Raw genomic sequence first — 23,594 nt, 5'->3', positions numbered from 1 at the left:
ATGGCGACCTGTCCGATCTGCACGCGCGCGCCCGCGGATCCCAAATACAAGCCCTTCTGCTCCAAACGCTGCGCGGACGTGGACCTGCAGCGCTGGTTCACGGGCGGCTACGCCATTCCGGTGCGAGACGACGAGCCCACGGACGACGCGGAACGCAGCCCTTTCAAAGAAGACTGAGAGAGGCGCTTGCCACCGGGGAACGGCTTGTCTATAGACCCCGCTCCTCGCTGCAAAAGCGTTGGCCCGGGTAGCTCAGTTGGTAGAGCAGCGGATTGAAAATCCGCGTGTCGGTGGTTCGAATCCGCCCCCGGGCACCATCTTCCTGGAAGATGGCCTGATCCCTGATCATCCCCCTCAGTATTAGCGCGTAGCGACCCGATTAGTCGGAGCCACGACGACGTGCGTCCGGCGCGGGCCGCGGCGGATTGTCTTTCCGTTCGCCGCGACCGCTGTTTGGTGTGATCAACCCCTGTTCATACAGATTAACAGGACATTCGATCCCGGTTGCGGGACAACCATGGAATGAAATTGCATGGTGCGGTGCAATATTCCAAAAACATGATCCGGACACCCCGCAAAAGGGTCGTTCTTTCTGTCCGACCATCACGAAATTGACGCTTTCAACCTGAAACTTCTTCAACGAACGCGCGTGCTCTCCCCCGAGGGGAAAAGCGGCGTTGCGCACTTGACGCTCTGTTATGCGTTCGCCAAAGGAGCTTGACCGCTTTCCTTTGCGAGCGGCCGGAAGGGGATGGGAAAACGGTTTCCCAGAGCCTGCCGACACCGCCCCGGACGCCTTCAGGCAACCGGAAGCGTTCAGGAGGCGTTCCGCAAATCGGGGTTCTGTGAGCTCCGGTCCAGCGGACGACATTTTCAATCGGGGGCGAGCCGCCCAAATGGCCCGCTCCCTGGGTTCCACGAGTCAGACCAAAGCAGGAACTGGCGAACTATGTTCGATATGAAAAAGACCAACATCCTTCTGGCCATGGCCGGCGCCGCCGTCCTGATGGCCGGTTCGCCGGTCCTCGCGCAGGACACCACCACCGCCGCCCCGGTTGATCCGGCTGCCGCGACCGCGCCGGCTGACGCCGCCGCCACCACCACCCCGGCCGTCACCCCGACCACCGAGCCGACCACCGACGCCGCCGCTGAAGAGCCGGCTGCCGAAGGCGGCAAGATGACCGTCGCCTCGATGTTCCTGCACGCGGACATCGTCGTTAAGGTCGTCATGATCGGCCTGGTTCTGGCCTCGGTCTTCTCGTGGACCCTGCTGCTGATCAAGCTGTTCGAGTTTGGCTCGCTGAACCGCACCACCGACCGCTTCCTGGAATCGTTCCGCCAGGCCCGCACCATCGCTGACATGCGCAAGGTCGCGACCTCGGAAGAGTTCGACGGCAACCCGCTGGCCGACATGGCCGCCGCGGCCACCGACGAAATCGAGCTGTCGCGTCAGGCCGGCCTGTCGGTCACCGGTGATCACCGTGACTCGGCCCTGCTGCGCGCCCAGACCGCTGTCGCCGCCGTTCAGTCGGGTCTGTCGAAGCGCCTGTCGGGCGGCCAGCAGTTCCTGGCCTCGACCGGTTCGACCGGTCCGTTCGTCGGTCTGTTCGGCACCGTGTACGGCATCATGAACTCGTTCATCGGTATCGCGAACACCAACACGACCAACCTGGCCGTCGTGGCCCCGGGTATCGCCGAGGCCCTGCTGGCCACCGGTATCGGTCTGTTCGCCGCTATCCCGGCGGTGGTCTTCTACAACTACTTCAACACGCGCATCGCGGCCTACGGCACCCGTTCGGACGGCTTCAACGCTGAACTGATCAACGCGATCTCGCGTCAGCTCGACAAGGGAGCGTAAGACGCATGGCCGCCAAACTCTCAGGCGGCGGCGGCAAGGGCGTCACTGAGCAGAATTCTGACATCAACGTTACGCCTTTCGTTGATATCATGCTGGTTCTGCTCATCATCTTCATGGTGGCGGCTCCGCTCGCCACCGTGTCGGTGGAAGTGAAACTGCCGGCCGCGGTCGCGAAAGCTGCGCCGAACCCGCCGAAGCCGTTCTACGTTTCGGTCCAGAACGACGGGCGCGCCTACATCGGTGACGAAGAGGTGGATATCACCTCGGTCGGATCGGTGCTGGCCCAGCAGATCGGCAACAAGGCTCCGTCGGATGAGCGGATCTTCATTCGTGGGGATCAGAACACCCGATACGGTGACTTCATGCAGGTCATGAATTCGCTCCAGGATCACGGTTTCTACAGCGTGGCCCTGGTCGGCGAAGACCAGTCGCTGCAGTAGGAGACGGTGAAACATGACTGAAGCAGTTGAATATCACCGCAGCCGGTATGACGCGCCGCGCAAGAAGGGCTTCATGGGGGTTCCCCCCATGGTGCTCATCGCCAGCCTGGCCGTCGTCTCCCTCCTCTTCACCCTGCTGGCGATCTATTTCGTCAACATGCAGTTCAAGCTGAGGGAAATCCGGTACACCGACGAGTCGGTGGAAGTGGAGCTCATCGAACCGATCGAGGAGCCGCCGCCCCCGCCGCCGCCGCCGCCGCCGCCGACCAACGAGCCCCCGCCGCCCAAGCTGCAGGTGCGCGTCCCGGCCGTGATCCCGACCAACGTTCCGGTGCCGCCGGTGGAAACCCCGCCGACGCCGAAGGAACTGCGGATCGACAATCCGGGTCCCCCGGTGATCACCCCGACCCCGCCGCAACCGGCCCCCGTGCCGGCCCCGCCGCGGCCGTCGGTCATCACCAACCCGGCCTGGGCTCGCCAGGCTCCGGGTGAGTTCCCCGAACGCGCCATGGCGCGTGGGATCGAAAGCGGCACCGTGCGCCTCAGCTGTGCGGTGCAGTCCAACGGCAATCTGACCGACTGCCGTGTCGTGTCGGAAACCCCGTCGGGCGCCGGCTTCGGACAGGCGGCTCTGGCCGCGGCCCGTCGCTCGCGCGTCACGCCGGGCACCGTTGACGGCGCCGCCGTCGGTGCTCGCGTCGAGTGGACGCAGCGTTACCAGCAAGCTGACTGATCTCCGTATCAGTCTGTTCGCGAACGCCCCGGAGGAAACTCCGGGGCGTTTTCGTTTGGGCGACTTGAGGGGCGACGGGCTCAGGCGGGATGTCGCGCGCCAGATGCGGGGCTCCGGTTCGACGGGCTTTGGCGGACGGCCGGGCGAGCGCTTCTCCCCTAGCGACCCGTCACCAATCCCCCGCGTCGATCACCCTAGCCCTCTTGCCCCGGAGCCTTCCAGCGGGGATGACGTTCTTTCCGGCCAAGCTGATGCGGAGAGACCCGATGAAACGCCCCGTCCTGATCACCCTGCTGGCGGCCACCGCCCTGTCCGGCGGAGTGGCGGCCTGCGCCTACAACGACACCCTGGGCCGCAACCAGTTCCTGATCGTCGATGACAGCGCCCTGACCCAGCAGGCGGACGCCGCCTGGGCCGAGACGCTGCGGACGCAGCGGCAGTCGACCGACGCCGCCGCCCTGAACCGCATCCGCACCGTTGGCGGCAGGATTGTGCAGGCGGCGGGCCTGACGGACCGGCGCTGGGAGTACGCCCTGTTCGTCAGCGACGCGCCGAACGCCTTCGTCCTGCCGTCGGGCAAGATCGGGGTGACGACCAGCCTGCTGGCGCTGGTGCGCAATGACGACCAGCTGGCCGCCGTGCTGGGCCATGAGGTCGGCCACGTCGTCGCCCGCCACGCCGCCGAGCGCTATTCGACCAGCGCCGCGACCGGGCTGGTGCTGAGCGGGGTGCAGGGCGCCGCCGGGGACTATGGACAGGCGGCGGGCGCCATCGGCGGCCTGGGCGCCCAGCTGGGCGTGCTGCTGCCCTTCTCGCGCCGGGATGAGCTGGAGGCTGACCGTCTGGGCGTCGACTACATGCAGCGCGCGGGATACCGCCCCGCCGAATCCATCGCCCTGTGGCGGCTGATGGCGCAGCAACGGCAGGGCGCGACCCCCGAGTTCGCGTCGACACACCCGTCGGACACGACCCGCATCGCCCAGCTGGAGCAGTATATCGCCAGCCGGGGCTGGTAGAGGCGGGTATTGCGGCGCCCCGATGGTCGGGCGGCGAGCCCGGAAAGTGGTTAGTGGACAGTGGTTAGTGGATGACCGGGACCTGGGCTCGTGGGCGCGGGTCGCGGTCCGAGCCACCCACTAACCACTAATCACCAATCACTTTCCGGGCTCCGTCCCGGAAGGCGTCGCACATCGCGTCAATTCCTCCTTGATCCCCCGGAGCGACGCAGCTAAAGACGCCGCTCGCGCGGATATGTGCAGCCTTAGCTCAGTTGGTTAGAGCGCCGGTTTGTGGAGCCGGAGGTCCTCAGTTCAAACCTGAGAGGCTGTACCATCGCCTTCCACGCTTTCTCCCAGAAACAGTGTTGCTGTCTGCCCCGCGGTCTGCGCGTGGGAAGTGACTGGTGATTGGTGATTAGTGGATGGCCGGCAGCGAGCGACCGCACGGTCCGCGCCGCCCTTCCGCCGGCAGCCAAGGCCAGGCTCCGGGTGCTTGCAGTGGCTCACTGTGCTCTTGTCAGCGGAAGGGCGGCGCAGGCTGTGCCGCTGCACCCTGTGAGCCATCCACTAATCACCAATCACCAATCACTTGCCCGGCGCCGGCCCGACCGCGCTAAGCTCCGGCCTATGAGCAACCCCGCCGCACAGCCCCTCTGGGATCCCCGTCAGTACCGCCGGTTCGAGGCCGAGCGGGATCGGCCGGCGCTGGATCTGTTGTTGCGGCTGCCGGGCGATCTGGAGCCGCGCGCCATCGTCGATCTGGGGTGCGGGGCGGGGCAGCACGCGGCGCTGCTGAAGCGGCGGCATCCGGGGGCGACGGTGACCGGGCTGGATTCCAGCGCGGCCATGCTGGAGCAGGCGAGGGCGCTGGGGGCGGATGTGCGCTGGGTTCAGGCCGATCTGGCGACGTGGACGCCCTTGGGGGAGCCTGACGAGGCGCCGGACCTGATCTTCGCCAACGCCTCGCTGCAGTGGCTGCCGGACCATCGGGCGCTGCTGCGGCGGCTGACCGGGCTGCTGGCGCCGGGCGGGGTGATCGCGGTGCAGATGCCCTTGTCGTGGGACACCCTGCATTACCGGGTCATGCGCCGGGTGAGGGGCGAGGGGCCGTGGGCCGACCGGCTGGAGGAGCGCGAGACCATCCAGGCGCTGCTGGACCCGGCCGACTATTACGACGTGCTGGCCGAGCGGTGTGAGGACATCGACATCTGGTCCACCACCTATCTGCACGCCCTGACCGGCGAGCACCCGGTGCTGGAGTGGATGAAGGGGACGGCGTTGCGGCCGCATCTGACGGCGCTGCAGGATGACCCGGCTATGCGGGACGCCTGGCTTTCGGCGCTTTCCGACGGCCTTTCGGCGGCGTTTCCGCCGCGTCCGGACGGGGTGACGCTGCTGCCGTTTCCGCGGCTGTTCCTGATTGCTCGGCGACGAGCTTTCGACGCCGCAGGCCGGTGACGGGGCCGTCCAGGGTGGCCAGTTCGGCGGTCATGGCGCGGTAGCCGGCCTCGACGGCGGGGGCGTAGGCCTTCCAGTCGCGGATATCGACGCCGTCGGGCGTGGGCTGGACCAGAAGATCGACCACGCCGCGCGAGCGCTCGACCTCGGCGTCCGAGGTCAGGGTCGCCGAGCGCATCATGATGGAGACGATGGGCGGGCCACGACGCCAGGCGCCGGTCGCCAGCAGGCGCCAGACGGAGGGCGGATGCTCGATCAGCTGCGGATCGACGCCGCGCGCCTGCGACATGTCGATGCCGATGACCGGGCCGGCGTTCATCTGGCGCATGACCTCGGCGGGCAGGTTGTTCAGCACCGCCCCGTCCACCAGCACCTGACGGTCGAGGACCACGGGCGGCAGCAGGCCCGGGATGGCGATGGTGGCGCGCATGGCCCGGCGCATGGAGCCCCGGCGGTGCACATCGACCCGGCCCGAGGTCAGATTGGTCGAGACGCAGAAGAAGGGCAGCAGCAGGTCGGCCAGATCGGTCTCGCCGTAGGCGGCCTGGAGCAGTTTATCGACCTTCTTCGCCCGGCTCATGGCCAGCATGGGGAAGGTGATGTCGCTGAGCGGGTCGCTGTCGACGAAGGAGCGTTTGATGCGGTCCTCCAACTCGTCCAGCGTCCAGCCCATGGCGGGACCGGCGGCGACGACGGCGCCCATGGAGGCGCCGCCGACGAAGTCGATGGGCACGCCGGCCTCCTGCAGGGCGCGCAGGGCGCCGATGTGAGCATAGGCCCGGGCCCCGCCGCCGGACAGGACCACGCCCACGGCCGTGCCGGTGATGACGCGGGCGATGCGGTCGGCGTCGGCCTGATCGCCCTCCATCGCCTGGAACCAGCGGCCCGGCTGGACCGCATCGATCCAGACAGAGGTGTTGTGCGGCCGGGCCATGCGCGGATCGCGCAGCAGGATCAGGTCGGTGCGGCGCTGGGCGTCGGGCACGCCGGCATGGGGCAGGGGGCGGTTGGGCGGGGCCAGCAGGCACTGGCCGACGACGAACAGCCGGTCCACCTGACGCGCGCACAGGGCGGCCCAGGCGGGCTCGTCGGCCTCGGCGACATAGAGGACGAAATCGTGGGCGTCCTCGACCCGGCTGAACCATTCGCTGGCGGAGGACAGGGCCGAGTGGTCGATGACCTGGCAGGTGAAGCCGCCGGCCTCGATGGCGGCGGCGACGCGCTCGACGAAGGCGCGGATGGGGCGGGGGCGGGCCGAGAGGAAGCCGAAGACGCTGGGCTCGCCGCCGCCGGAGCGGCGATCGCGGGCGCGCTGGATCATCAGGCGCGACAGCTCGACCATCAGGTCCGGCTCGGTGCGGGCGGCCTCGAAGAAGGCGTCGCGCGGCAGGGCCAGCACCTCGGAATCGCGCAGGGCCACGACGTCGGCGGTGTGCGGACTGCCGGCCAGCATGGCCATCTCGCCGGCAGGCTCGCCCGGGCGGATGACGCCGACGAACTGGGGCGGCTGGTCGTTGTGCTCGCTACGGAAGACGCCCAGCCGGCCGGCGCGCAGCAGGTAGAGGGTGTCGGCGGGATCGCCCTCGCCAAACAGGGTCTCGCCGCCCGTCAGCGCGAACCAGCTGGCCGGGGTGTTGCGTCCGCTCTCGAAGATGCGGTGCAGGGCGTCGGAGAGCCGGTCGGATCGGGCGGGGGGCATGGGATGAGGGAGTAGGGCTTAGGGATTGGGGATTAGGGGCGAGCGGTGTCGCCGAGCAGGTCGGCCAGCCGGTGAAGCTGATCGCTATAACGTCTCCAGCAGTCGCTTTCGATTTCCGGAAGCAAGGCGCTGGCCTCGGACCATGTCATCTGCTGCCCCTTGGCGATCCAATCCGTTCCGGTCTGCCGGGCATCAAGGCCGCCAAGATAATAGACCGCCATTCCGGTGACATAGCGGATTTCAGTCTCCTCCACCTCTCCCGCCGTCAGGGCCGCCATAGAAACGGCGTAGCAGCGGAAGTCGCGTTCGATCGTTGCGTCCGACGAACCGGAGAGATTGTCAGGCCCCGAGATCGTCAGAAGAGTGGCGATGGCAAGGCTGATCACGAACGAGCTCCACGGTAACGGATCGACCATAGCGCGTTCCGTTGCGGCGGCGAGCCCATAGTCACCAGGCGCCGAGTTCGCGCAGCTCCCGCGCCAGATCGTCGGGGAGGTCGGTGGCGTCGGCGGTTGTCAGGTCGATCGGGGCGTCCCTGGCCTCGAGGTAACGCCAGCCCTGGAAGGGGCGGCGGGCGAGGGGGGCGGTGCGGATGACGCGGGGCTCCAGGGTGATCTCGCAGCGGCTCTGGCCGCCTTCGCCCAGCGTGCTGATGTCGAGGATCGGCTGGCGGCACAGAACCGAGCCCTTGATGACCCAGTAGAGGGAGCCGCCGTCCTCCATCTCGGTCGCGCGCTTGGGCGTCATGCGGGTGTGGACGATGAGCGGCTGGCCCTTGGCGGCGCGGGATTCCAGCCACTCGACCTCGGAGACGCCGACGCAGAGCTTGATCATGTGCAGGGGCATGGGGCTGGATATGGGCCGGTGCGTGACTCGGCGCCAGCGGGGATGTGAGGTGATTGGTGGTTGGTGATTGGTGATTGTCTGGGGCGGGCGCCGGGGCGGTCGAGGCAGGCGCCGGTGTTGAAGCCATCAATCACCAATCACCAGTCACCAATCACCCTTCCGGGCTCCGTCGTTCGCCACTTTTCCGCGAACCTTCGCCGCTGTTCTGGTGACCGACGTTAATGTGGTTCTCAGTAGTTTCCCTGTGAAGACAAGGGGTTCTTGCACGCGTAAACGCTGCCGCAACGGAAGGCGGCGCTATGTACGGACTGATCAGCCGGATGACGGCCCGGGCGGGCCAGAGGGACGCGCTGACGGCGATCCTGCTTGAGCGCGTGGCGCTGGGGATGCCCGGCTGCCTCAGCTACATTGTCGCCCACGACCCCGCCGACGCCGAGGCGATCTGGGTCACTGAAACCTGGATCAGCGAGGACGCCCACCGCGATGCGCTGGCGGACGAGGCGGTGAAGGCCGTGCTGCGTCAGGGGCTGCCGCTGATCGCGACCTTCGAAGACGCGACGGTGACCACGCCGGTGGGCGGGCTGGGGATCGGGTGATCTGACCCGGAAGCCCTCCCCCTCGAGGGGAAGGGGCTCACTCGGCGGGCGTGACCACCGCCAGCACCACGCCGTCGCCGACCTGGTCGCCGACCTGGACCGAGACGCTTTCGACCACGCCGTCGAACGGGGCGATCAGGGCGTGCTCCATCTTCATGGCTTCCAGCACCACGATAGGTGCGCCCTTGGCGACGGTGTCGCCCGCGACCGCCGGAGCGGCGACGATCTTGCCCGGCATGGGGGCGCGGAGGGAGCCGTCGGACGCGGGGCCGGAGGCGGCGCCGGCTGCGTAGACGGGACGCTCGAAGGCGAAGGTGTCGCCGTCCTCGAAGAAGACCCACTTGCCGTCGAAGACGTTGACCCAGTCCGTCAGGTTGGTCTGGTCATCCGGATAGTCGACCACCATCGGAGCGCCATTCATGACGGCGCGGATCTGACGACGGCGACCACCATTCAGGCGGAAGCCCGCATTGTCGTAGACCGCCCATGGCGACCAGCCGTCACGATCAAAATCCGGGCTCGCGATGCGCATCGCCGCGACTGCCTTGGCATGGTCTGACGGCTCTCCGACCCGGAGCAGAGCGTCTGACTCCGCCGCGATGAACCCGGTGTCCACGTCGCCCGCGATGAAGCGCGGATGCTCCAGACAGCGGACGAGGAAGCCCGCATTGGTCTTGACCGGCCAGACCTCGACGTCGGCGCAGGCGTCGGCCAGATCGGCGGCGGCGTCCTCGCGGGTGTCGGCGTGGACGATCAGCTTGGCGATCATTGGATCGTAGAACTGGCTGACCTCGCCGCCCTGCATGACCCCGGTGTCGACGCGGGCGTCCTCGGGCATGACGAAGTGGTCGAGTCGTCCGATCGACGGCAGGAAGCCGTTGGCCGGGTCCTCGGCGTAGAGGCGGGCCTCCATGGCCCAGCCGTTGATGCCGATGTCTTCCTGCTTCAGCGGGATGGGCTCGCCCGCGGCGATGCGGAACTGCCATTCCACGAGGTCCACGCCGGTGATGGCCTCGGTGACCGGGTGTTCGACCTGCAGCCGGGTATTCATCTCCATGAACCAGATGCGGTCGGCCTTCAGGCCGTTCGAGGCGTCGGCGATGAACTCGATGGTGCCGGCGCCCTGGTAGTTCACGGCCTTGGCCGCGCGGACGGCGGCGGCGGTGACGGCCTCGCGCGTCGCCTCATCCATGCCGGGGGCCGGGGCCTCCTCGATGACCTTCTGGTGGCGGCGCTGCAGCGAGCAGTCGCGCTCGTTCAGGTGGACGACCGTGCCGTGGCTGTCGCCGAAGACCTGCACCTCGATGTGGCGCGGGCGGGTGATGTAGCTTTCGATCAGGACGCGCGGGTCGCCGAAGGAGGACTGGCCCTCGCGGCGGGCCGAGGCCAGGCCGTCGGCGAAGTCCTCGGCGCGATCCACCTTCTTCATGCCCTTGCCGCCGCCGCCGGCGACGGCCTTGATCAGGACGGGGAAGCCGATCTTGCTGGCCTCGGCGGTCAGGGTTTCGTCCGACTGGTCCTCGCCCTGATAGCCCGGGGTGACGGGCACGCCCGCCTCGATCATCAGCTTTTTCGCGGCGTCCTTCAGGCCCATGGCGCGGATCGATTCCGGCTTCGGTCCGATCCAGATGATGCCCGCGGCGGCCACGGCCTCGGCGAAGTCGGCGTTCTCGGACAGGAAGCCGTAGCCGGGGTGGATGGCCTCGGCGCCCGTATCCTTGGCGGCCTGCAGCACCTTTTCGGCGACCAGATAGGACTCGCGGGCGGCGGCCGGGCCGATCAGCACGGCCTCATCGGCCTCGCGCACATGCAGGGCGTCGGCGTCCGCCTCGGAATAGACGGCGATGGTGCGAATCCCCATCGCGCGGGCGGTGCGGAAGACGCGGCAGGCGATCTCGCCACGGTTGGCGACAAGGACGGATTTGAACATGGCGCGGTTGTAGTGCGGCACGGGCGGCGGCGCCACATCCGGATGCAGCGCGGATGGCAAGTGATTGGTGGTTAGTGATTAGTGGTTCGATGCCGCGAGCGCTGGCGCCGATGCGGCAGGCGCCGGCGCCGGCGCCGAAGCCGCCATCCACTAATCACCAATCACTAATCACTTTCCGGGCTCCGACTTCACAGGACGAAGCGCTGCCCCCCTGAGCCTACTCAGCCCACTTGGGCGCGCGTTTTTCAAGGAAGGCGGCGACGCCTTCCTGGCCTTCTTCGGAGACGCGGGCGCGGGCGATGCGTTTGGCGGTCTCGTCCAGCAGGCCGGTGTCGATCTTGCCGTGGCCGGCGACGTAATGGACCAGACGCTTGGCGTCGCCCATGGCGCCCGGCGCGTTGGCCGAGAGGCTGTCGGTCAGCATGGAGATGAATTCGTCCACCGAGCCCTCCGGCAGGACCAGATCGATCAGGCCCGCGTGGGCGGCGTAGTCGGCGTCGAAGATGTTGGCGGTCAGGAACAGCTGGCGCGCGCGGCGCGGGCCGATGGCCTCGACCACATACGGGGCGATGGTCGCGGGGATCAGGCCCAGCTTGACCTCGGAGAAGGCGAAACGGGCGCCCTCGACGGCCACGGCCATGTCGCAGGCGGCCACGATGCCGGCGCCGCCGCCCATGGCCGAGCCCTCGACGATGGCGCAGGTCAGGGCCGGGACGTCGTGCAGGGCCTTGAGCATCTTCGCCAGACCCATGGCGTCGTCGCGGTTGTCGCTCTCGGACCAGCCGGCCGCGTCCTTCATCCAGCCCAGGTCGGCGCCCGCGCTGAAGGTGCCGCCCGCGCCGCGGATGAAGACCAGACGCACCTTGTCGGCGCCGTGCAGGGTCTCGAAGGCTTCGCGCAGGGCGCCGATGACGGCGGCGTCGAAGGCGTTGCGCTTGGCCGGGCGGTTGATGGTGACGAAGACCACGCCGTCGGCGGTGGCGTCGATCTGGACCAGATCATCGTTCGCGTCCGGCGCCGGATCGGCCAGCAGCGGATGGGCGATGCTGTTGATCTCGGCCGCCTCGGCGTCGGTGATGTCGAGGGCGTCTTCGGGCTGGGTTTCGGTGGGCTTCTTGTCGGTCATGAGTGTTCCAACGTTTGAAACGTGATCCTTCTCCCCTCGGGGAGAAGGCGGCCCGCGCGGCGGGTCGGATGAGGGCGCCAGCTTTGGCGTATGCGTCCGGAATAGCGGACCGGACGGGGCCGCGCGACCCCTCATCCGTCAGGCTAGGTGGCTACCCCGCGCAGCGGGCGTAGCGGACGGCCTGCGGGCGGGCGTCGCCTTCAATGTTCAGCCATTCGCCGCCGTCGGAGCTGCGCCAGATGACCATCTGGATCTCGCGATCGCCGTCCGAGGACTGGTTCTCCACGAACACGTGCAGGGAGCCGCCGTCCAGGAAGCGGGCCGACTTCAGGGTCGAGGTGTCCTCATAGCCGATGATCTGGCGGTCGGTGACCGTCAGGGCCGTGCCGCTTTCGTCGCGCTGGCAGGCCTCGACGCTGAGATCCCAACGGCCGTGGAAGTCGGCGGGGAAAATCACCGGGGTGTCGACCGGCGGCGCGAAGGCCGTGAGCAGCAGGGCGGCGAACGGGGCGGTCATCATGGACGGTTACTCCGGACTGACGGGGAAGACCTTTGCAATACGCGCGAAGCCGGCTTCGGATGCGCCCGGACCGACATCACATCCGGAACACGCCGAAGGTCGTCTCCGGGATCGGGGCGTTCAGCGAGGCGGAGATGGCGAGGCCGAGGACGTCGCGGGTCTGGGCCGGGTCGATGACGCCGTCGTCCCACAGGCGGGCGGAGGCGTAATACGGATTGCCCTCATCCTCGTATTTCTGGCGCACCGGCGCCTTGAAGGCTTCGGCCTGTTCGGGCGTCCAGCTGTCGGCGTCGCGGTGGACGGTGGCCAGAACCGATGCGGCCTGTTCGCCGCCCATCACCGAGATCCGGCTGTTGGGCCAGGTGAAGAGGAAGCGCGGGCTGTAGGCGCGGCCGCACATGCCGTAGTTGCCGGCGCCGAAGCTGCCGCCGATCAGGACGGTGAATTTGGGCACCTCGGCGCTGGCCACGGCGGTGACCAGCTTGGCGCCGTGCTTGGCGATGCCCTCGGCCTCGTATTTGCCGCCGACCATGAAGCCCGAGATGTTCTGCAGGAACAGCAGGGGAATCTTCCGCTTGCAGGCCAGTTCGATGAAGTGGGCGCCCTTCTGGGCGCTCTCCGAGAACAGGACGCCGTTGTTGGCGAGGATGGCGACCGGATAGCCCCAGATGCGGGCAAAGCCGCAGACGAGGCTGGTTCCGTAGAGCGCCTTGAACTCGTCCAGCTCGGAGCCGTCGACGATGCGGGCGATGACCTCGCGCACGTCATAGGGGGCGCGGACGTCATCGGGGATGATGCCGTAAAGCTGTTCGGCGGGCAGGGCGGGGGCGCGCGGCTCGCGCATGTCCAGATCCACCTTCTTGATGGTGTTCAGATTGCCGACGATGGAGCGGACGATCTCCAGCGCGTGCTCGTCATTCTCGGCGACATGGTCGACGACACCGGACTTGCGGCCGTGGGTCTCGGCGCCGCCCAGCTCCTCGGCCGAGATGACCTCGCCGGTGGCGGCCTTCACCAGCGGCGGGCCGGCGAGGAAGATGGTGCCCTGATTGCGGACGATGACGGTCTCGTCCGACATGGCCGGGACATAGGCGCCGCCCGCGGTGCACGAGCCCATGACGCAGGCGATCTGGGGGATCGACTTCGCCGACATCCGGGCCTGGTTGAAGAAGATGCGGCCGAAGTGGTCGCGGTCGGGGAAGACCTCGGCCTGGTGCGGCAGGTTGGCCCCGCCGGAATCGACCAGATAGACGCAGGGCAGGTTGTTCTGCTCGGCGATCTCCTGCGCGCGCAGGTGCTTCTTCACCGTCATCGGGAAGTAGGCGCCGCCCTTCACGGTCGGATCGTTGGCGACGATCATGACCTCGCGGCCCGAGACCCGGCCGACGCCGCAGATCATGCCCGCGCCCGGCGCCTCGTCATTGTACATGCCCCCGGCCGCCAGCTGGCCGACCTCGAGGAAGGGGGAGCCGGGGTCCAGCAGACGCTCGACCCGGTCCCGCGGCAGCAGCTTGCCGCGCGAGACGTGGCGCTCGCGGCTGGCGTCGGAGCCGCCGCGCCCGGCCTTTTCGACCTTCGCATACAGTTCGTCGCGCAGGGCGCGGTTGTGGGCGTCCAGCGCCTTGAAGGCGGCGGACGAGGTGTCGATGGCGGAGGTCAGCTTCGGCATGGGGTGAGGTTTAGGCGTTGCATCGCGCCCTTGTCCACCAGACCCGGCGGCGCCAGATCAGGGGGCGGACGACGGTCGTCCCGAAGGAGCCTCCCATGAGCAAGATCGCCTTTATCGTCGGCAGCCTGCGCAAGGGCTCGCTCAACCGGTTGACGGCCGAGGCCCTGATCCGGTCGGCGCCCGAGGGGATGGAAGGGCAGATCGTCGAGATCGGCGACCTGCCGCTGTACAATCCCGATCTGGAAACGGACGCGCCCGCCGCCTGGACCCGGTTCCGCGACGAGATGCGCGGCGTGGACGGCGTTGTCTTCGTGACGCCCGAGTACAACCGCTCGGTTCCGAGTGCGCTGAAGAACGCCATCGACGTGGGCTCGCGCCCGTATGGCCACAGCATCTGGTCGGGCAAGCCCGCGGCCGTCGTCACGGTGTCGCCCGGCGCCATCGGCGGGTTTGGGGCCAACCATCACCTGCGCCAGTCGCTGGTCTTCCTCGACATGCCGACCCTGCAACAGCCCGAGGCCTATATCGGCAATGCGGGCGAGCTGTTCGATGAAAACGGCGAGGTGAAGGTGGAGGGGACGAAGGCGTTCCTGACCACCATCATGGCGGCGTTCGGCAAGCTGGTGGCGAAGCACGGCTGAGCCGGTCAGAAGGAGGGCTTATGCCTCCCATCCCCAAACCCGGTTGACCCGGCGCGAGGGGCGTGGCCTGTGCCGCGTCCCATGATCGCCCTGAACGACAAGACCCGCGCCACCCTGAAGGAACTGCTGAATCTCGCCTGGCCGGTGGTGCTGGCGCGGATCGGCATCATGACCATGGGGCTGACCGACGCGATCGTGGTCGGCCACTATGCGTCGCGCGAGCTGGCCTTCCATTCGCTGGCCTGGGCCCCGTCGTCGGTGGTGCTGACGACCGCGGTGGGCCTGATGATGGGGGTGCAGATCGTCACCGCCCGCCTGCGCGGCGAGGGGCGGCACAGTGAAATCGGCGCGGTGCTGCGCCGGGGCATGGTCTATGCGCTGCAGATCGGGATCGCCGCGATGCTGGCGCTGGCCGTGTTCGGCCCGTGGGTGATGAACAACGTCAGCTTCGAGGAAGGCCTCGGCGCCGGAGCGTCCGGCCCGCTGGTGGTCTTCGCCCTGTCGATGCCCTTCTACCTGATCTCGGTGGCGGGCCAGTTCTTCCTCGAAGGCCTGTCCAAGCCCAAGCCCGGAATGTGGGCCATGTGGGTGGCGAACGGGGTCAACATCGGCCTGAACCTGCTGCTGGTGCCTGACATTCTGGGGATCGGCGTGGACGGCGCCATCGCCTCGGCCTGGGCGACGTTCGGCGCGCGTCTGGCGTTGGCGGTGTTTCTGGTCGTCTACATCCTGCGACTGCCCGAGGCGAAGAGCTGGAATCTGTGGACCAAGCCCGCCCGGGATCGCGAGACCGAGCGGGAGCAGGTCAAGGTCGGTCTGGGCGCGGGCGCGTCCAACTTCATCGAGGTCGGCGCCTTCGCGGCCATGACGGTGATCGCGGGCCTGCTGGGCACGAACGAGACGGCCAGCTGGGCCATTGTGATCAATATGTCGGCCATCGTCTTCATGCTGCCGATGGGCCTGTCGTCGGCGACGGCGGTGCTGGTCGGCCGGGCCTATGGCGCACAGGACCGCGAGGGCGTGCTGCGCGCGGGCTTCGCTGGGATCGGGGTGGTGACGGTGCTGGCGCTGCTGGTGGCCCTGATCATCTGGCCGACGGCGGACCTGCTGGTGCGGGCCTATACGGTCGATCCGGCCCTGATCGCCATCGCCGGACCGGCGCTGGTGCTGGCCACCCTGTTCTTCGTGGCCGACGGCATCCAGGTCGTCGCGGCGCAGGCCAACCGCGCCGCGGGCGACGTCTGGTGGCCGACGATCATGCATTTCGTCTCGTACGGCGCGATCATGATGCCGCTGGGCTGGGTGCTGGCGCACCGGATCGGCGTGGACGGTCTGGTCTGGGCGGTGATCATCGCCAGCCTGGTGTCGGGCGCCCTGCTGACCGGGCGGTTCGTGCGGGTGGCGCGGCGGCTGGCCTAGAGGGCCAGCGGCGGCTCTCCCGCCTTCTCCAGCGCGCGGCGGTAGATGGCGTGGAAGACATTCCACAGCGCCGCCGCGATCAGGCCGACGAACAGGCTGTCCGCCACGAACAGCGCCCACATCGCCGGACCTTCTCCGCTGAGGATCATGCCGAGGTTCATCAGCTCGTGCAGGACCAACAGGGGCAGGAAGACGACGAAATAGAGCGCCATGCCGGGAAAGAGCACGGGCAGACTCTTCCGGATCGAGGCGAGGAAGCGCATCCGGCGGTCGCCCAGCGCCACGCCGACCCGCCAGCCGGCCAGCAGCACCTGCAGGATCGAGCCGAGCAGGAAGAGGCCGATCCCGGCAAGCGCCGCGCCCGCCTGACCGAGGGCGTCCGCGCTGGTCCACGGCTTGAGGGCGCCCTGGCCGAAGTCGAGGGCGAGGAAGACGATGATGACGGGAATGAAGGCTGTGATGGTCCTGAGCCCGACGGCGCCGGTCACGCGCCGGTCGCCGCCGCTGTGGATGAAGCGGCTGAGCCAGAGGCCGACGATGAGCAGGGCGGCGAACTTCACATAGCCGAAGCCGGTCCGGGCGGGATGGGTGGCGAGCGCCTCGGCCTGCCCAAGGCCTTCGAACATGCCGATTCGCCACTCGATGATGTGCTGGACGAACTCGACGACGGGCGGGATCAGGAAGATCAGCGGGAATGCGAGCGCGAATCTGAAGCCGACGCCATAGCTGGATTTGATATCAGACCACATGGGAGCCCCCTCCGATCCAGCGAGGTTGCGCGCGCAATGCGCGCGGCGGCAAGTTAAGTCGCGGTAAGGATGTGAGGGCGATGCGCCGGGCCTGTCTGCCAAGGTGACGAGTCCCCATTCGCCCTCTATATCCGTCGCCTCCCCAAGACCTACGGAACATCATGGCCCGCATCCTTATCACCTCGGCGCTGCCCTACATCAACGGCATCAAGCATCTGGGGAATCTGGCGGGCTCGATGCTGCCGGCGGACGTGTGGGCGCGGTTCAAGCGCGGGCAGGGGCATGACGTCCTCTACATCTGCGCCACCGACGAGCACGGCACCCCGGCCGAGCTGGCCGCCGCCGCCGCCGGGCAGGACGTCCGCACCTATTGCGATGAGCAGCACGAAATCCAGAAGAAGGCCGGTGAAGCCTTCGGCCTGAGCTACGACTGGTTCGGCCGGTCGTCGAACGAACCGAACCGACGCCTGACCCAGCACTTTGCGAAGGTGCTGGAGGAGAAGGGGCTGATCGAGGAGCGGGTCGACCGGATGATCTATTCGATCGACGACGCCCGCTTCCTGCCGGACCGCTATGTCGAGGGCACCTGCCCGCACTGCGGCCATGTCGGCGCGCGCGGCGACCAGTGCGACAACTGCGGCCGCCTGCTGGACCCGACCGATCTGATTGATCCCTATTCGTCGGTTTCGGGGTCCAAGAACCTCGAGGTGCGCGACACCCGTCACCTGTATCTGCTGCAGACCAAGGTCGAGCAGCCGATCCGCGACTGGGTCGGCACCAAGACCGACTGGCAGACGCTGGCCAAGTCCATCGCCTACAAGCACCTCGATGAAGGCCTGATCGACCGGGGCATCACCCGCGACCTGAAGTGGGGCGTGCCGGTGGTCGGTCCCGACGGCGGACCGCGTCCGGGCATGGAGGGCAAGGTCTTCTACGTCTGGTTCGACGCCCCCATCGAATACATCGGCGCGACCGAGGAATGGGCCGACGCCAAGGGCGGCGACTGGCGCAGCTGGTGGCGCACCGACGAAGGCGCCGACGACGTCCGCTACGTCCAGTTCATGGGCAAGGACAACGTCGCCTTCCACACCGTCAGCTTCCCGGCGACGATCATCGGCTCGGGCGAGCCCTGGAAGATGGTCGACCAGCTGAAGGCCTTTAACTGGCTGAACTGGTACGGCGGGAAATTCTCGACCAGCCAGAAGCGCGGCGTCTTCATGGATCAGGCGCTGGAGCTGCTGCCCGCCGACTACTGGCGGTGGCACCTGACGGCCTATGGGCCGGAGCATTCCGACGCGGCCTTCACCTGGGAGCAGTTCCAGTCGACGACGAACAAGGACCTGGCCGACGTGCTGGGCAATTTCGTCAACCGGATCGTGAAGTTCACCGAGTCGAAGTTCGGTGGGGTGGCGCCGCAGGGCGGGGCGCTGACGGACGTGGATCAGGACTTCCTGAAGCAGATCCGCGACGGCGTGGCCGAGGCCACCGCCAATCTGGACGACATGGAATTCCGCAAGGCGGCGCAGTCGATCCGCGCTGTCTGGGTGCTGGGCAATGAGTATCTGCAGGTCGCGGCGCCCTGGACGGCGTTCAAGACCGATGTGGAGCGGGCCGAGACCGCGACGCGTCTGGCGCTGAATCTGGTCGCCCTGTTCGCCCGTCTGGCCGCCCCGATCATCCCGGCCTCGGCCGAGAAGATCGCGGCCACCGTGGGCTCAACCGACCTGTCGTGGCCTTCGGCGAACGAGGACCTGTTCAACCTGCTGCCCGTCGGCCAGCCGGTCGCCGCCGCCAGCGTCCTGTTCGCCAAGGTCGAGGACGAACAGGTGGCGGAGTGGTCGGAACGCTTTGGCGGGGCCGAAGGCTGAACCACGAACCGCCAGGCTGAACCGGCGTTCAGAGGGGGTTCCAGAGGAGTCGCGTGATGCTGTTCGCCGTTCTGCTGTCTGTCGTCGCTGTCGCCGGTCAGGAGCCGCCGCGGGATTGTGCGAGGCCGAGCGGTCATCTGGAGACCGTCGCCTGCTACGGCGAACGGCGCGAGCAGGTGGAGGCCGACCAACGGGCGGTCCTGTCGCGGATCAATCAATGGCTGGACCGGCTTCCGGCGGAGGGCGGGGTCAATCCGCAGCAGGCGAAGCAGTCGCTCGACCAGGCGCAGACGCACTGGGCCGCTTTTGTCGCGGCCGATTGCCGGGCGGGCGAGGCCCTGTTCGGGGAAGGCAACGCCTTCGCCCTGGACTCGCTGGACTGCGAGATCACCCACTATCAGGACCGCAACCGGCAGCTCGCCGCCTTCGAGGCGCGTTACGGCGGCGCGTAGCAGCCGATCTGTGGGGAGCCCAGGTTCGTTTTCGGCGTTCAGCCTTGACCGTGGCGGCCGGTGTTTCGCCGCCGTCGCGGCGCCGCTGGGTCCCGGCCTTCGCCGGGATGACGATAGCGGTCAACAACGGGGATCATCTCAGTGTTCAGCGTTCTCGCCCTTTCCGCCGCCCTGACCGCCGCGCCGCAGGTCAGCCAGCCGTCGTTCAACTGTGCGCGCGCCTCGACCCCGGCTGAGCACGCCATCTGCGCCGATCCCCGGCTTGGGCGGCTGGATCGGGGGCTGGCCGATCGTTACGTCGAGGTTCGTCGGGCCATGACCCCGCCGATGCGCGAGGCCCTGACGCGGGACCAGCGGTGGTTCCTCGGCGCGCGGGACGAGTGGCAGGAGAACAGCACGCGCGGCGGCTTCCGCGACTTCCCCAATCTGTCCGACCGTATGGATGACCGGATCGCCTTTCTGGACCGCCTGCGGACCACCCCCGCGACCCATATTCAGGGCGTCTGGCGCAATGCGGCCGGAGAGATCGAAATCCGCACGCTGGAGAAGGGACAGGTGTCGGTCGACATCGGCGCCGCCCATCCGGTCAACGCCCGCTGGCTCTGCAATGTGTCGGGGCGGGGGCAGGTCGGAGATCGCGTCATCACGATTGACGGCGGCGACGGCTGGCGCATCCGCCTGTCGCTGTATCAGGGCTATCTGAAGGTCGAGGAGCTGGCGCCCGGCGGACAGGGCGGTTCGCGTCCCTACTGCGGCGCCAACGGCCATCTGGGCGAGGCCTATTTCCTGACGCGGTAAAAGGCGCTCAGCCCTCGATCACGTGCGGCACGAAGCGCGCCGTGTTGCCGGTGATCAGCCCGGCTTCGCGGATGCCCATGCCGACGGCGGCGCCGTCGACGATCCAGCTGCCGATCACCGGGCGATGGCCATCGAAGTCGGGCAGGTCGTAGAGGCGCTGCCAGACGTAGCCCTCGTCGCCGTAGTCGCCGCCGGTGGCCTCAGCGACCTTGCCGTCCTTCACGATGGAGATGTTGGCCCCCTCGCGCGCCAGGATCGGCTTGCGGGCGTGGTCGCCCGGCAGGGGCTCGAACGAGGCCTCCAGCAGGTTCGGATGGTTGGGGAACAGGTCCCACAGGATCGGCAGCAGGGCCTTGTTCGACCAGATCATCTTCCAGATCGGTTCGATCCAGAGATTGGGGGCATGGGCGATGCGCGAGCCGTAGCCCTCGCTGACCAGCCATTCCCACGGATAGAGATGGTACAGGGCCTTGATCGGATTGCCGGTTGGGTCGGCGAAACGGAGGCCGGTCCATTCGATGCGATGGATCGGCACGGGCAGGCTCTGGACGCCGCCCTCGCGGGCCAGATCAGCCATGTAGGCGACGGTGACGGCGTCCTCAGCCGCGCCTTCCTCGGCCCAGGTGAAGTGGACGGGCTGGGGCAGGGCGGGGCCGATCTCGCGCCAGCGGGCGATCAGGGCGTCATGCAGGCTGTTGAACTGGTCCCGACCGGGGAAGACCGCTTCCAGCCAGTCCCACTGGACGACCGCCGCCTCCAGCAGGGAGGTGGGGGTGTCGCAGTTGAACTCGAACATCTTCGGCGGCGAGACGCCGTCATAGCCGAGGTCGAACCGGCCGTAGTTCAGCGCCGGCGGCTCCTCGTCCCACGCCTTGCGGATCAGGGGGACGGCGAAATCCGGGATGCCGAAGCGACCGAACAGGTTCTGGTCGATGATGTGCTGACCGGCGGTCAGGCACAGCTGGTACAGCTCCTCGGTCGCCTGCTCGATCTGGCGGATCTGGCGGCGGTCGAAGCGGTAGCAGGCGGTCTCGTTCCAGTAAGGCTGGTCGGCGGCGGTGTGCCAGACGAGGCCGAGGGCCTCGACCCGCTCGCGCCAGTCGGGACGGGGCGTCAGCGTCTGACGGAGCATCAGCCGCCCGCGGTGCCGCGCGCGGTGGCGCCGAAGCCCCGGCTGCTTTCCGGGGCGGTGTAGCTGCCGCCGCTGGCGCGCTGGCCATAGGCCGTGCGGGCCAGGGCCGCGGCCCCGAAATACCAGAGCGCCGCCGAACCCGCGCCGCCGCCCGAGCGATGGCAGTTCTCGTCCGGGATCCGCTTGCCGTCCGCATCGGTGCAGATGCGGGTCGAGGCCTGCTGCTGCGCCGGCTGCTGCTGGCAGGCCGTGATCGACAGGGCCGCCGCTACGCCCGTCGCGAACGACAGGTGCCGGACGGCGGACTGCAGCGGGGTCTTCGACGGGCTCTTCGATAGGCTTTGGGTCATGCTCAGGTGGCGGGAACCGTGATCGGGGGCGGCAGGTCGGCGGGCGTGGCGCCCGGCTGGGTCAGGCACAACTGACGTTTAGAGCCTTCCGCCTCGGCGCGGCAGAATTTCTGCACCTCTTCCGGCTTGATCTGCAGGAAGGCGGGGATGGCGGCGTTGTGCTGGGCCAGGTTGTGGGTGCGGACCACGGTGGCGCGGTAGCCGTCCCAGATCATGTGCAGGGCCACGTACAGGACGATGACCAGACCGACGTAGCCGATCCAGCGGAAGCGGTGCAGCAGCTTGGCGATATAGGTCGCCGCCACGCCCATCAGGCCGATCGAGAGCACCAGACCGAAGACCATGATCCACGGATGCTCGTGCGCGGCGCCGGCGACGGCCAGCACATTGTCCAGCGACATGGTGATGTCGGCGATCATGATCTGGACCAGGGCGGCGCCGAAGGTCTTGCGCTTCAGGCCCAGCTCCTCGGGCGACGGACCGGTGCCGTGCTCGATGCTCATGGCCAGCTCGAGTTCCTTCTCGGCCTCGGCCTGGTCGTGGGTCGCCTGCTCGCGCAGTTCGCGCCACATCTTCCAGCAGACCCACAGCAGCAGGAAGCCGCCGGCCAGCAGCAGGCCGATCAGGCCCATCAGCCAGCCGGTGACCAGCGCGAATCCGATGCGCATGACCACGGCGGCCACGAGACCGATCATGATCGCCTTCTTGCGCTGTTCCTGCGGCAGGGCGGCGGCGGCCAGACCCACGGCCACGGCGTTATCGCCGGCCAGCACGAGATCCATCATGACCACCTGACCGAGGGCGGTCAGCTGGGAGCCGAGTTCGGGAGAAGAGAGGAATTCCATTCGCGCTCTCTAGCCTCCCTGCGACATTCTGTCAGCCGGTCAGCCGCCCTGTTTTCGCGCGGCCTCATAAAGGGCGATGGCGGCGGCGTTGGAGACGTTCAGGCTCTCGAATCCGCCGGGCATGGGAATCTTCGCCATGGCCTCGCAATGTTCGGCCACCAGACGGCGTACGCCGTCGCCCTCGGAGCCCATGACGATGACGGTCGGCTGGGCGTCCAGCGCCTGTTCCAGCGTCAGCTCGGCCGAGCCGTCCATGCCGATGGCCCGCCAGCCCATGTCGGACAGCTTCTCCAGCGCGCGGGACAGATTCGTCACCCGGGCGCAGGGCAGGCGTTCGGTGGCGCCGGCGGAGGCCTTGGCCAGCGCGCCGGCGAGGGCGGGGGAGTGACGATCCTGCACGACGATCCCCTTCGCGCCGAAGGCCAGGGCCGAGCGGAAGATGGCGCCGACGTTCTGGGGGTCGGTCAGCTGGTCCAGCATGACGATGACGCCGGATGCGTCCTCGGCGATGTCTTCCAGCGCCACGCCTTCCAGCGGGGCGACCTTGAAGGCCATGCCCTGATGCACCGCGCCGGCGGGCAGCATGCGGGCGAGGGCGGGGCCGTCGATGATCTCGGCGCGGTGGCCGTTGGGGGCCAGACGGTCGCGCTCGATTTCTTCCGCGCGGTCGGCGGTGACCAGCAGCCGGCCCATCCCCTTGCGGGCGGGGTTGGCGAGGGCGGCCAGAACCGGGTGGCGGCCCCACAGCCAGTTGTCGGCGTCGACCTTGTTCCCCCGCGGAGCGCGGTTACCCGAATGGCCGCCGGAATCACTCCGGGGCGCCGAAGGGCGTTCGGGGCTCCAGTCGCCGCGATTATTTCCTTTGGCCCCTTGCGGGCCGGAACCGCTCAAACGCCCGCCGGGCTTGCCGGAGGGGGCCGTTTTCTTGCCCGATTTCCGGTCATTGCGTTCTGAAATTCTCGACACTATAAGACGCCCTCCGATTTGGAGCCCTGAGGGCTTTCGGGTCTGGCGGCGGCTTCTAAAGCAGCCATCGCAGGATCACGAGGGCCTTTGTTGCGAAGTTGATCGAAAGGTCGCCCTCGCGAGGTATCCGACGGTTTGAAAAGCGCGCTGGGGGAATGTCCCGAGCGGCAAAGGGGGGGGACTGTAAATCCCCTGCGTAAGCTTCGCAGGTTCGAGTCCTGCTTCCCCCACCACGCGCTTTCGAAACGACGGACCGGACCCCATATCGGGTCGGCTGCGGAGGTCCTTCAGGCCCGACGCAGTCTCCGCGCGGGTATAGTACAATGGTAGTACAGCAGCCTTCCAAGCTGAATATGTCGGTTCGATTCCGTCTACCCGCTCCAAGGTTTTGAAAGCAGACAGCGCCCCCATCCCCATGCTGGGCCAGGGCCATCAGGAGTTTGGCCATGGCCAAGGAAAAGTTCGAACGCACCAAGCCGCACTGCAACATCGGCACGATCG

At 67.9% G+C, this 23,594-nt stretch carries 23 protein-coding genes, 4 tRNA genes and 1 pseudogene; 16 read left to right on the top strand and 12 right to left on the bottom strand.

Going from position 1 to position 23,594, the window contains the following annotated elements:
• The 8 genes and pseudogenes from ACFQQC_RS09840 to ACFQQC_RS09805 all read left to right on the top strand — a co-directional run.
• The gene (locus ACFQQC_RS09840; RefSeq protein WP_376862672.1) at nucleotides 1-177 is read left to right on the top strand and encodes a DNA gyrase inhibitor YacG; all 177 of its coding nucleotides are present in this window, start codon (nucleotides 1-3) and stop codon (nucleotides 175-177) included.
• A gap of 64 nt (nucleotides 178-241) precedes the next feature.
• Nucleotides 242-317, top strand: a tRNA-Phe gene (locus ACFQQC_RS09835).
• A gap of 632 nt (nucleotides 318-949) precedes the next feature.
• Nucleotides 950-1,858, top strand: a complete 909-nt coding sequence (exbB, locus tag ACFQQC_RS09830) for a tonB-system energizer ExbB (RefSeq protein ID WP_376862162.1) — start codon at nucleotides 950-952, stop codon at nucleotides 1,856-1,858.
• Between the two features lie 5 nt (nucleotides 1,859-1,863).
• On the top strand, nucleotides 1,864-2,298 hold the full coding sequence (locus tag ACFQQC_RS09825; protein WP_376862160.1) for a biopolymer transporter ExbD: 435 nt from the start codon (nucleotides 1,864-1,866) through the stop codon (nucleotides 2,296-2,298).
• A 13-nt stretch (nucleotides 2,299-2,311) separates the two neighbouring features.
• Complete coding sequence (locus ACFQQC_RS09820) at nucleotides 2,312-3,031, top strand: TonB family protein (protein ID WP_376862158.1); 720 nt, start codon at nucleotides 2,312-2,314, stop codon at nucleotides 3,029-3,031.
• Nucleotides 3,032-3,297: 266 nt separating this feature from the next.
• Nucleotides 3,298-4,047: a M48 family metallopeptidase gene (locus tag ACFQQC_RS09815; RefSeq protein ID WP_376862156.1), complete on the top strand. Its 750-nt coding sequence runs from the start codon at nucleotides 3,298-3,300 to the stop codon at nucleotides 4,045-4,047.
• Between the two features lie 239 nt (nucleotides 4,048-4,286).
• Nucleotides 4,287-4,363: transfer RNA gene (locus ACFQQC_RS09810), tRNA-His, on the top strand.
• 293 nt (nucleotides 4,364-4,656) lie between these two features.
• Nucleotides 4,657-5,097: pseudogene (locus ACFQQC_RS09805) on the top strand (methyltransferase domain-containing protein); the annotation flags it as partial.
• Nucleotides 5,098-5,344: 247 nt separating this feature from the next.
• Here the strand turns inward: ACFQQC_RS09805 and ACFQQC_RS09800 are convergent.
• The 3 genes from ACFQQC_RS09800 to ACFQQC_RS09790 all read right to left on the bottom strand — a co-directional run bounded on the left by ACFQQC_RS09800 (nucleotide 5,345) and on the right by ACFQQC_RS09790 (nucleotide 8,032).
• Nucleotides 5,345-7,186, bottom strand: coding sequence for a patatin-like phospholipase family protein (locus ACFQQC_RS09800; protein WP_376862154.1), 1,842 nt, complete (start codon nucleotides 7,184-7,186; stop codon nucleotides 5,345-5,347).
• 32 nt (nucleotides 7,187-7,218) lie between these two features.
• The gene (locus tag ACFQQC_RS09795) at nucleotides 7,219-7,572 is read right to left on the bottom strand and encodes a hypothetical protein (protein ID WP_376862152.1); all 354 of its coding nucleotides are present in this window, start codon (nucleotides 7,570-7,572) and stop codon (nucleotides 7,219-7,221) included.
• A 61-nt stretch (nucleotides 7,573-7,633) separates the two neighbouring features.
• Nucleotides 7,634-8,032 (bottom strand): DUF1489 family protein, encoded by a 399-nt coding sequence (locus tag ACFQQC_RS09790; protein ID WP_376862150.1) that lies wholly within the window; start codon nucleotides 8,030-8,032, stop codon nucleotides 7,634-7,636.
• Between the two features lie 299 nt (nucleotides 8,033-8,331).
• Between ACFQQC_RS09790 and ACFQQC_RS09785 the strand changes: the two genes are divergently transcribed.
• Entirely contained in the window at nucleotides 8,332-8,628 is a 297-nt protein-coding gene (locus tag ACFQQC_RS09785) for a putative quinol monooxygenase (protein WP_376862148.1), read from the top strand.
• A gap of 37 nt (nucleotides 8,629-8,665) precedes the next feature.
• Here the strand turns inward: ACFQQC_RS09785 and ACFQQC_RS09780 are convergent, their stop codons facing one another.
• The 4 genes from ACFQQC_RS09780 to ACFQQC_RS09765 form a co-directional block, all read right to left on the bottom strand.
• Nucleotides 8,666-10,558, bottom strand: a complete 1,893-nt coding sequence (locus ACFQQC_RS09780; protein WP_376862671.1) for an acetyl/propionyl/methylcrotonyl-CoA carboxylase subunit alpha — start codon at nucleotides 10,556-10,558, stop codon at nucleotides 8,666-8,668.
• A 217-nt stretch (nucleotides 10,559-10,775) separates the two neighbouring features.
• Entirely contained in the window at nucleotides 10,776-11,684 is a 909-nt protein-coding gene (locus ACFQQC_RS09775; protein WP_376862146.1) for an enoyl-CoA hydratase-related protein, read from the bottom strand.
• Nucleotides 11,685-11,835: 151 nt separating this feature from the next.
• Nucleotides 11,836-12,204, bottom strand: coding sequence for a hypothetical protein (locus ACFQQC_RS09770; RefSeq protein WP_376862144.1), 369 nt, complete (start codon nucleotides 12,202-12,204; stop codon nucleotides 11,836-11,838).
• Between the two features lie 76 nt (nucleotides 12,205-12,280).
• Entirely contained in the window at nucleotides 12,281-13,873 is a 1,593-nt protein-coding gene (locus ACFQQC_RS09765) for a carboxyl transferase domain-containing protein (RefSeq protein WP_376862142.1), read from the bottom strand.
• Nucleotides 13,874-13,968: 95 nt separating this feature from the next.
• On the opposite strand from ACFQQC_RS09765, the gene ACFQQC_RS09760 reads away from it, so the two are divergent.
• Entirely contained in the window at nucleotides 13,969-14,514 is a 546-nt protein-coding gene (locus ACFQQC_RS09760; RefSeq protein WP_376862141.1) for an NADPH-dependent FMN reductase, read from the top strand.
• Nucleotides 14,515-14,583: 69 nt separating this feature from the next.
• Entirely contained in the window at nucleotides 14,584-15,933 is a 1,350-nt protein-coding gene (locus ACFQQC_RS09755; protein WP_376862139.1) for an MATE family efflux transporter, read from the top strand.
• Here the strand turns inward: ACFQQC_RS09755 and ACFQQC_RS09750 are convergent.
• A complete protein-coding gene (locus ACFQQC_RS09750; protein WP_376862137.1) occupies nucleotides 15,930-16,682 on the bottom strand; it encodes a hypothetical protein in 753 nt (250 codons plus the stop codon). The two genes, ACFQQC_RS09755 and ACFQQC_RS09750, sit on opposite strands and share 4 nt — an antisense overlap.
• Before the next feature lie 161 nt (nucleotides 16,683-16,843).
• Here ACFQQC_RS09750 and metG point away from each other — a divergent pair, with 161 nt between their 5' ends.
• The 3 genes from metG to ACFQQC_RS09735 all read left to right on the top strand — a co-directional run bounded on the left by metG (nucleotide 16,844) and on the right by ACFQQC_RS09735 (nucleotide 19,800).
• Nucleotides 16,844-18,550 (top strand): methionine--tRNA ligase, encoded by a 1,707-nt coding sequence (gene metG / locus ACFQQC_RS09745; protein WP_376862135.1) that lies wholly within the window; start codon nucleotides 16,844-16,846, stop codon nucleotides 18,548-18,550.
• A 56-nt stretch (nucleotides 18,551-18,606) separates the two neighbouring features.
• Nucleotides 18,607-19,002, top strand: a complete 396-nt coding sequence (locus tag ACFQQC_RS09740) for a lysozyme inhibitor LprI family protein (RefSeq protein ID WP_376862134.1) — start codon at nucleotides 18,607-18,609, stop codon at nucleotides 19,000-19,002.
• A gap of 141 nt (nucleotides 19,003-19,143) precedes the next feature.
• Nucleotides 19,144-19,800 carry a lysozyme inhibitor LprI family protein gene (locus ACFQQC_RS09735; protein WP_376862132.1) on the top strand — a complete coding sequence of 219 codons (657 nt, stop codon included), beginning with the start codon at nucleotides 19,144-19,146 and terminating at the stop codon, nucleotides 19,798-19,800.
• A 7-nt stretch (nucleotides 19,801-19,807) separates the two neighbouring features.
• On the opposite strand, the gene ACFQQC_RS09730 is transcribed toward ACFQQC_RS09735, so the two are convergent.
• The 4 genes from ACFQQC_RS09730 to rlmB are packed head-to-tail and all read right to left on the bottom strand — an operon-like array spanning nucleotide 19,808 to nucleotide 23,018.
• Nucleotides 19,808-20,932: a glutathionylspermidine synthase family protein gene (locus ACFQQC_RS09730; protein WP_376862130.1), complete on the bottom strand. Its 1,125-nt coding sequence runs from the start codon at nucleotides 20,930-20,932 to the stop codon at nucleotides 19,808-19,810.
• Entirely contained in the window at nucleotides 20,932-21,282 is a 351-nt protein-coding gene (locus tag ACFQQC_RS09725) for a hypothetical protein (protein ID WP_376862128.1), read from the bottom strand. The genes ACFQQC_RS09730 and ACFQQC_RS09725 overlap by 1 nt, the downstream gene beginning before the upstream one ends.
• Before the next feature lie 2 nt (nucleotides 21,283-21,284).
• Nucleotides 21,285-22,127, bottom strand: coding sequence for a TerC family protein (locus ACFQQC_RS09720; protein WP_376862126.1), 843 nt, complete (start codon nucleotides 22,125-22,127; stop codon nucleotides 21,285-21,287).
• A 39-nt stretch (nucleotides 22,128-22,166) separates the two neighbouring features.
• On the bottom strand, nucleotides 22,167-23,018 hold the full coding sequence (rlmB, locus tag ACFQQC_RS09715; protein WP_376862124.1) for a 23S rRNA (guanosine(2251)-2'-O)-methyltransferase RlmB: 852 nt from the start codon (nucleotides 23,016-23,018) through the stop codon (nucleotides 22,167-22,169).
• A 224-nt stretch (nucleotides 23,019-23,242) separates the two neighbouring features.
• Here rlmB and ACFQQC_RS09710 point away from each other — a divergent pair.
• Nucleotides 23,243-23,326, top strand: a tRNA-Tyr gene (locus tag ACFQQC_RS09710).
• A gap of 76 nt (nucleotides 23,327-23,402) precedes the next feature.
• A tRNA-Gly gene (locus ACFQQC_RS09705) sits at nucleotides 23,403-23,476 on the top strand.
• Nucleotides 23,477-23,594: the final 118 nt, after the last annotated feature.

Origin of the sequence: Brevundimonas sp. GCM10030266 (assembly GCF_042666595.1) — a bacterium.
In the GTDB taxonomy this organism is placed as follows: Bacteria; Pseudomonadota; Alphaproteobacteria; order Caulobacterales; family Caulobacteraceae; genus Brevundimonas.
The sequence above is the reverse complement of the archived record's forward strand: the minus strand, read 5'-3'. Positions and strand labels throughout refer to the sequence as shown.

Bases quoted from the DNA above. Each gene is read 5' to 3' on its own strand.
- ACFQQC_RS09840 (WP_376862672.1), top strand. From the start codon at position 1: ATGGCGACCTGTCCGATCTGCACGCGCGCGCCCGCGGATCCCAAATAC.
- exbB (WP_376862162.1), top strand. From the start codon at position 950: ATGTTCGATATGAAAAAGACCAACATCCTTCTGGCCATGGCCGGCGCC.
- ACFQQC_RS09825 (WP_376862160.1), top strand. From the start codon at position 1,864: ATGGCCGCCAAACTCTCAGGCGGCGGCGGCAAGGGCGTCACTGAGCAG.
- ACFQQC_RS09820 (WP_376862158.1), top strand. From the start codon at position 2,312: ATGACTGAAGCAGTTGAATATCACCGCAGCCGGTATGACGCGCCGCGC.
- ACFQQC_RS09815 (WP_376862156.1), top strand. From the start codon at position 3,298: ATGAAACGCCCCGTCCTGATCACCCTGCTGGCGGCCACCGCCCTGTCC.
- ACFQQC_RS09800 (WP_376862154.1), bottom strand. From the start codon at position 7,186: ATGCCCCCCGCCCGATCCGACCGGCTCTCCGACGCCCTGCACCGCATC.
- ACFQQC_RS09790 (WP_376862150.1), bottom strand. From the start codon at position 8,032: ATGCCCCTGCACATGATCAAGCTCTGCGTCGGCGTCTCCGAGGTCGAG.
- ACFQQC_RS09785 (WP_376862148.1), top strand. From the start codon at position 8,332: ATGTACGGACTGATCAGCCGGATGACGGCCCGGGCGGGCCAGAGGGAC.
- ACFQQC_RS09780 (WP_376862671.1), bottom strand. From the start codon at position 10,558: ATGTTCAAATCCGTCCTTGTCGCCAACCGTGGCGAGATCGCCTGCCGC.
- ACFQQC_RS09775 (WP_376862146.1), bottom strand. From the start codon at position 11,684: ATGACCGACAAGAAGCCCACCGAAACCCAGCCCGAAGACGCCCTCGAC.
- ACFQQC_RS09770 (WP_376862144.1), bottom strand. From the start codon at position 12,204: ATGATGACCGCCCCGTTCGCCGCCCTGCTGCTCACGGCCTTCGCGCCG.
- ACFQQC_RS09765 (WP_376862142.1), bottom strand. From the start codon at position 13,873: ATGCCGAAGCTGACCTCCGCCATCGACACCTCGTCCGCCGCCTTCAAG.
- ACFQQC_RS09760 (WP_376862141.1), top strand. From the start codon at position 13,969: ATGAGCAAGATCGCCTTTATCGTCGGCAGCCTGCGCAAGGGCTCGCTC.
- ACFQQC_RS09750 (WP_376862137.1), bottom strand. From the start codon at position 16,682: ATGTGGTCTGATATCAAATCCAGCTATGGCGTCGGCTTCAGATTCGCG.
- metG (WP_376862135.1), top strand. From the start codon at position 16,844: ATGGCCCGCATCCTTATCACCTCGGCGCTGCCCTACATCAACGGCATC.
- ACFQQC_RS09740 (WP_376862134.1), top strand. From the start codon at position 18,607: ATGCTGTTCGCCGTTCTGCTGTCTGTCGTCGCTGTCGCCGGTCAGGAG.
- ACFQQC_RS09730 (WP_376862130.1), bottom strand. From the start codon at position 20,932: ATGCTCCGTCAGACGCTGACGCCCCGTCCCGACTGGCGCGAGCGGGTC.
- ACFQQC_RS09725 (WP_376862128.1), bottom strand. From the start codon at position 21,282: ATGACCCAAAGCCTATCGAAGAGCCCGTCGAAGACCCCGCTGCAGTCC.
- ACFQQC_RS09720 (WP_376862126.1), bottom strand. From the start codon at position 22,127: ATGGAATTCCTCTCTTCTCCCGAACTCGGCTCCCAGCTGACCGCCCTC.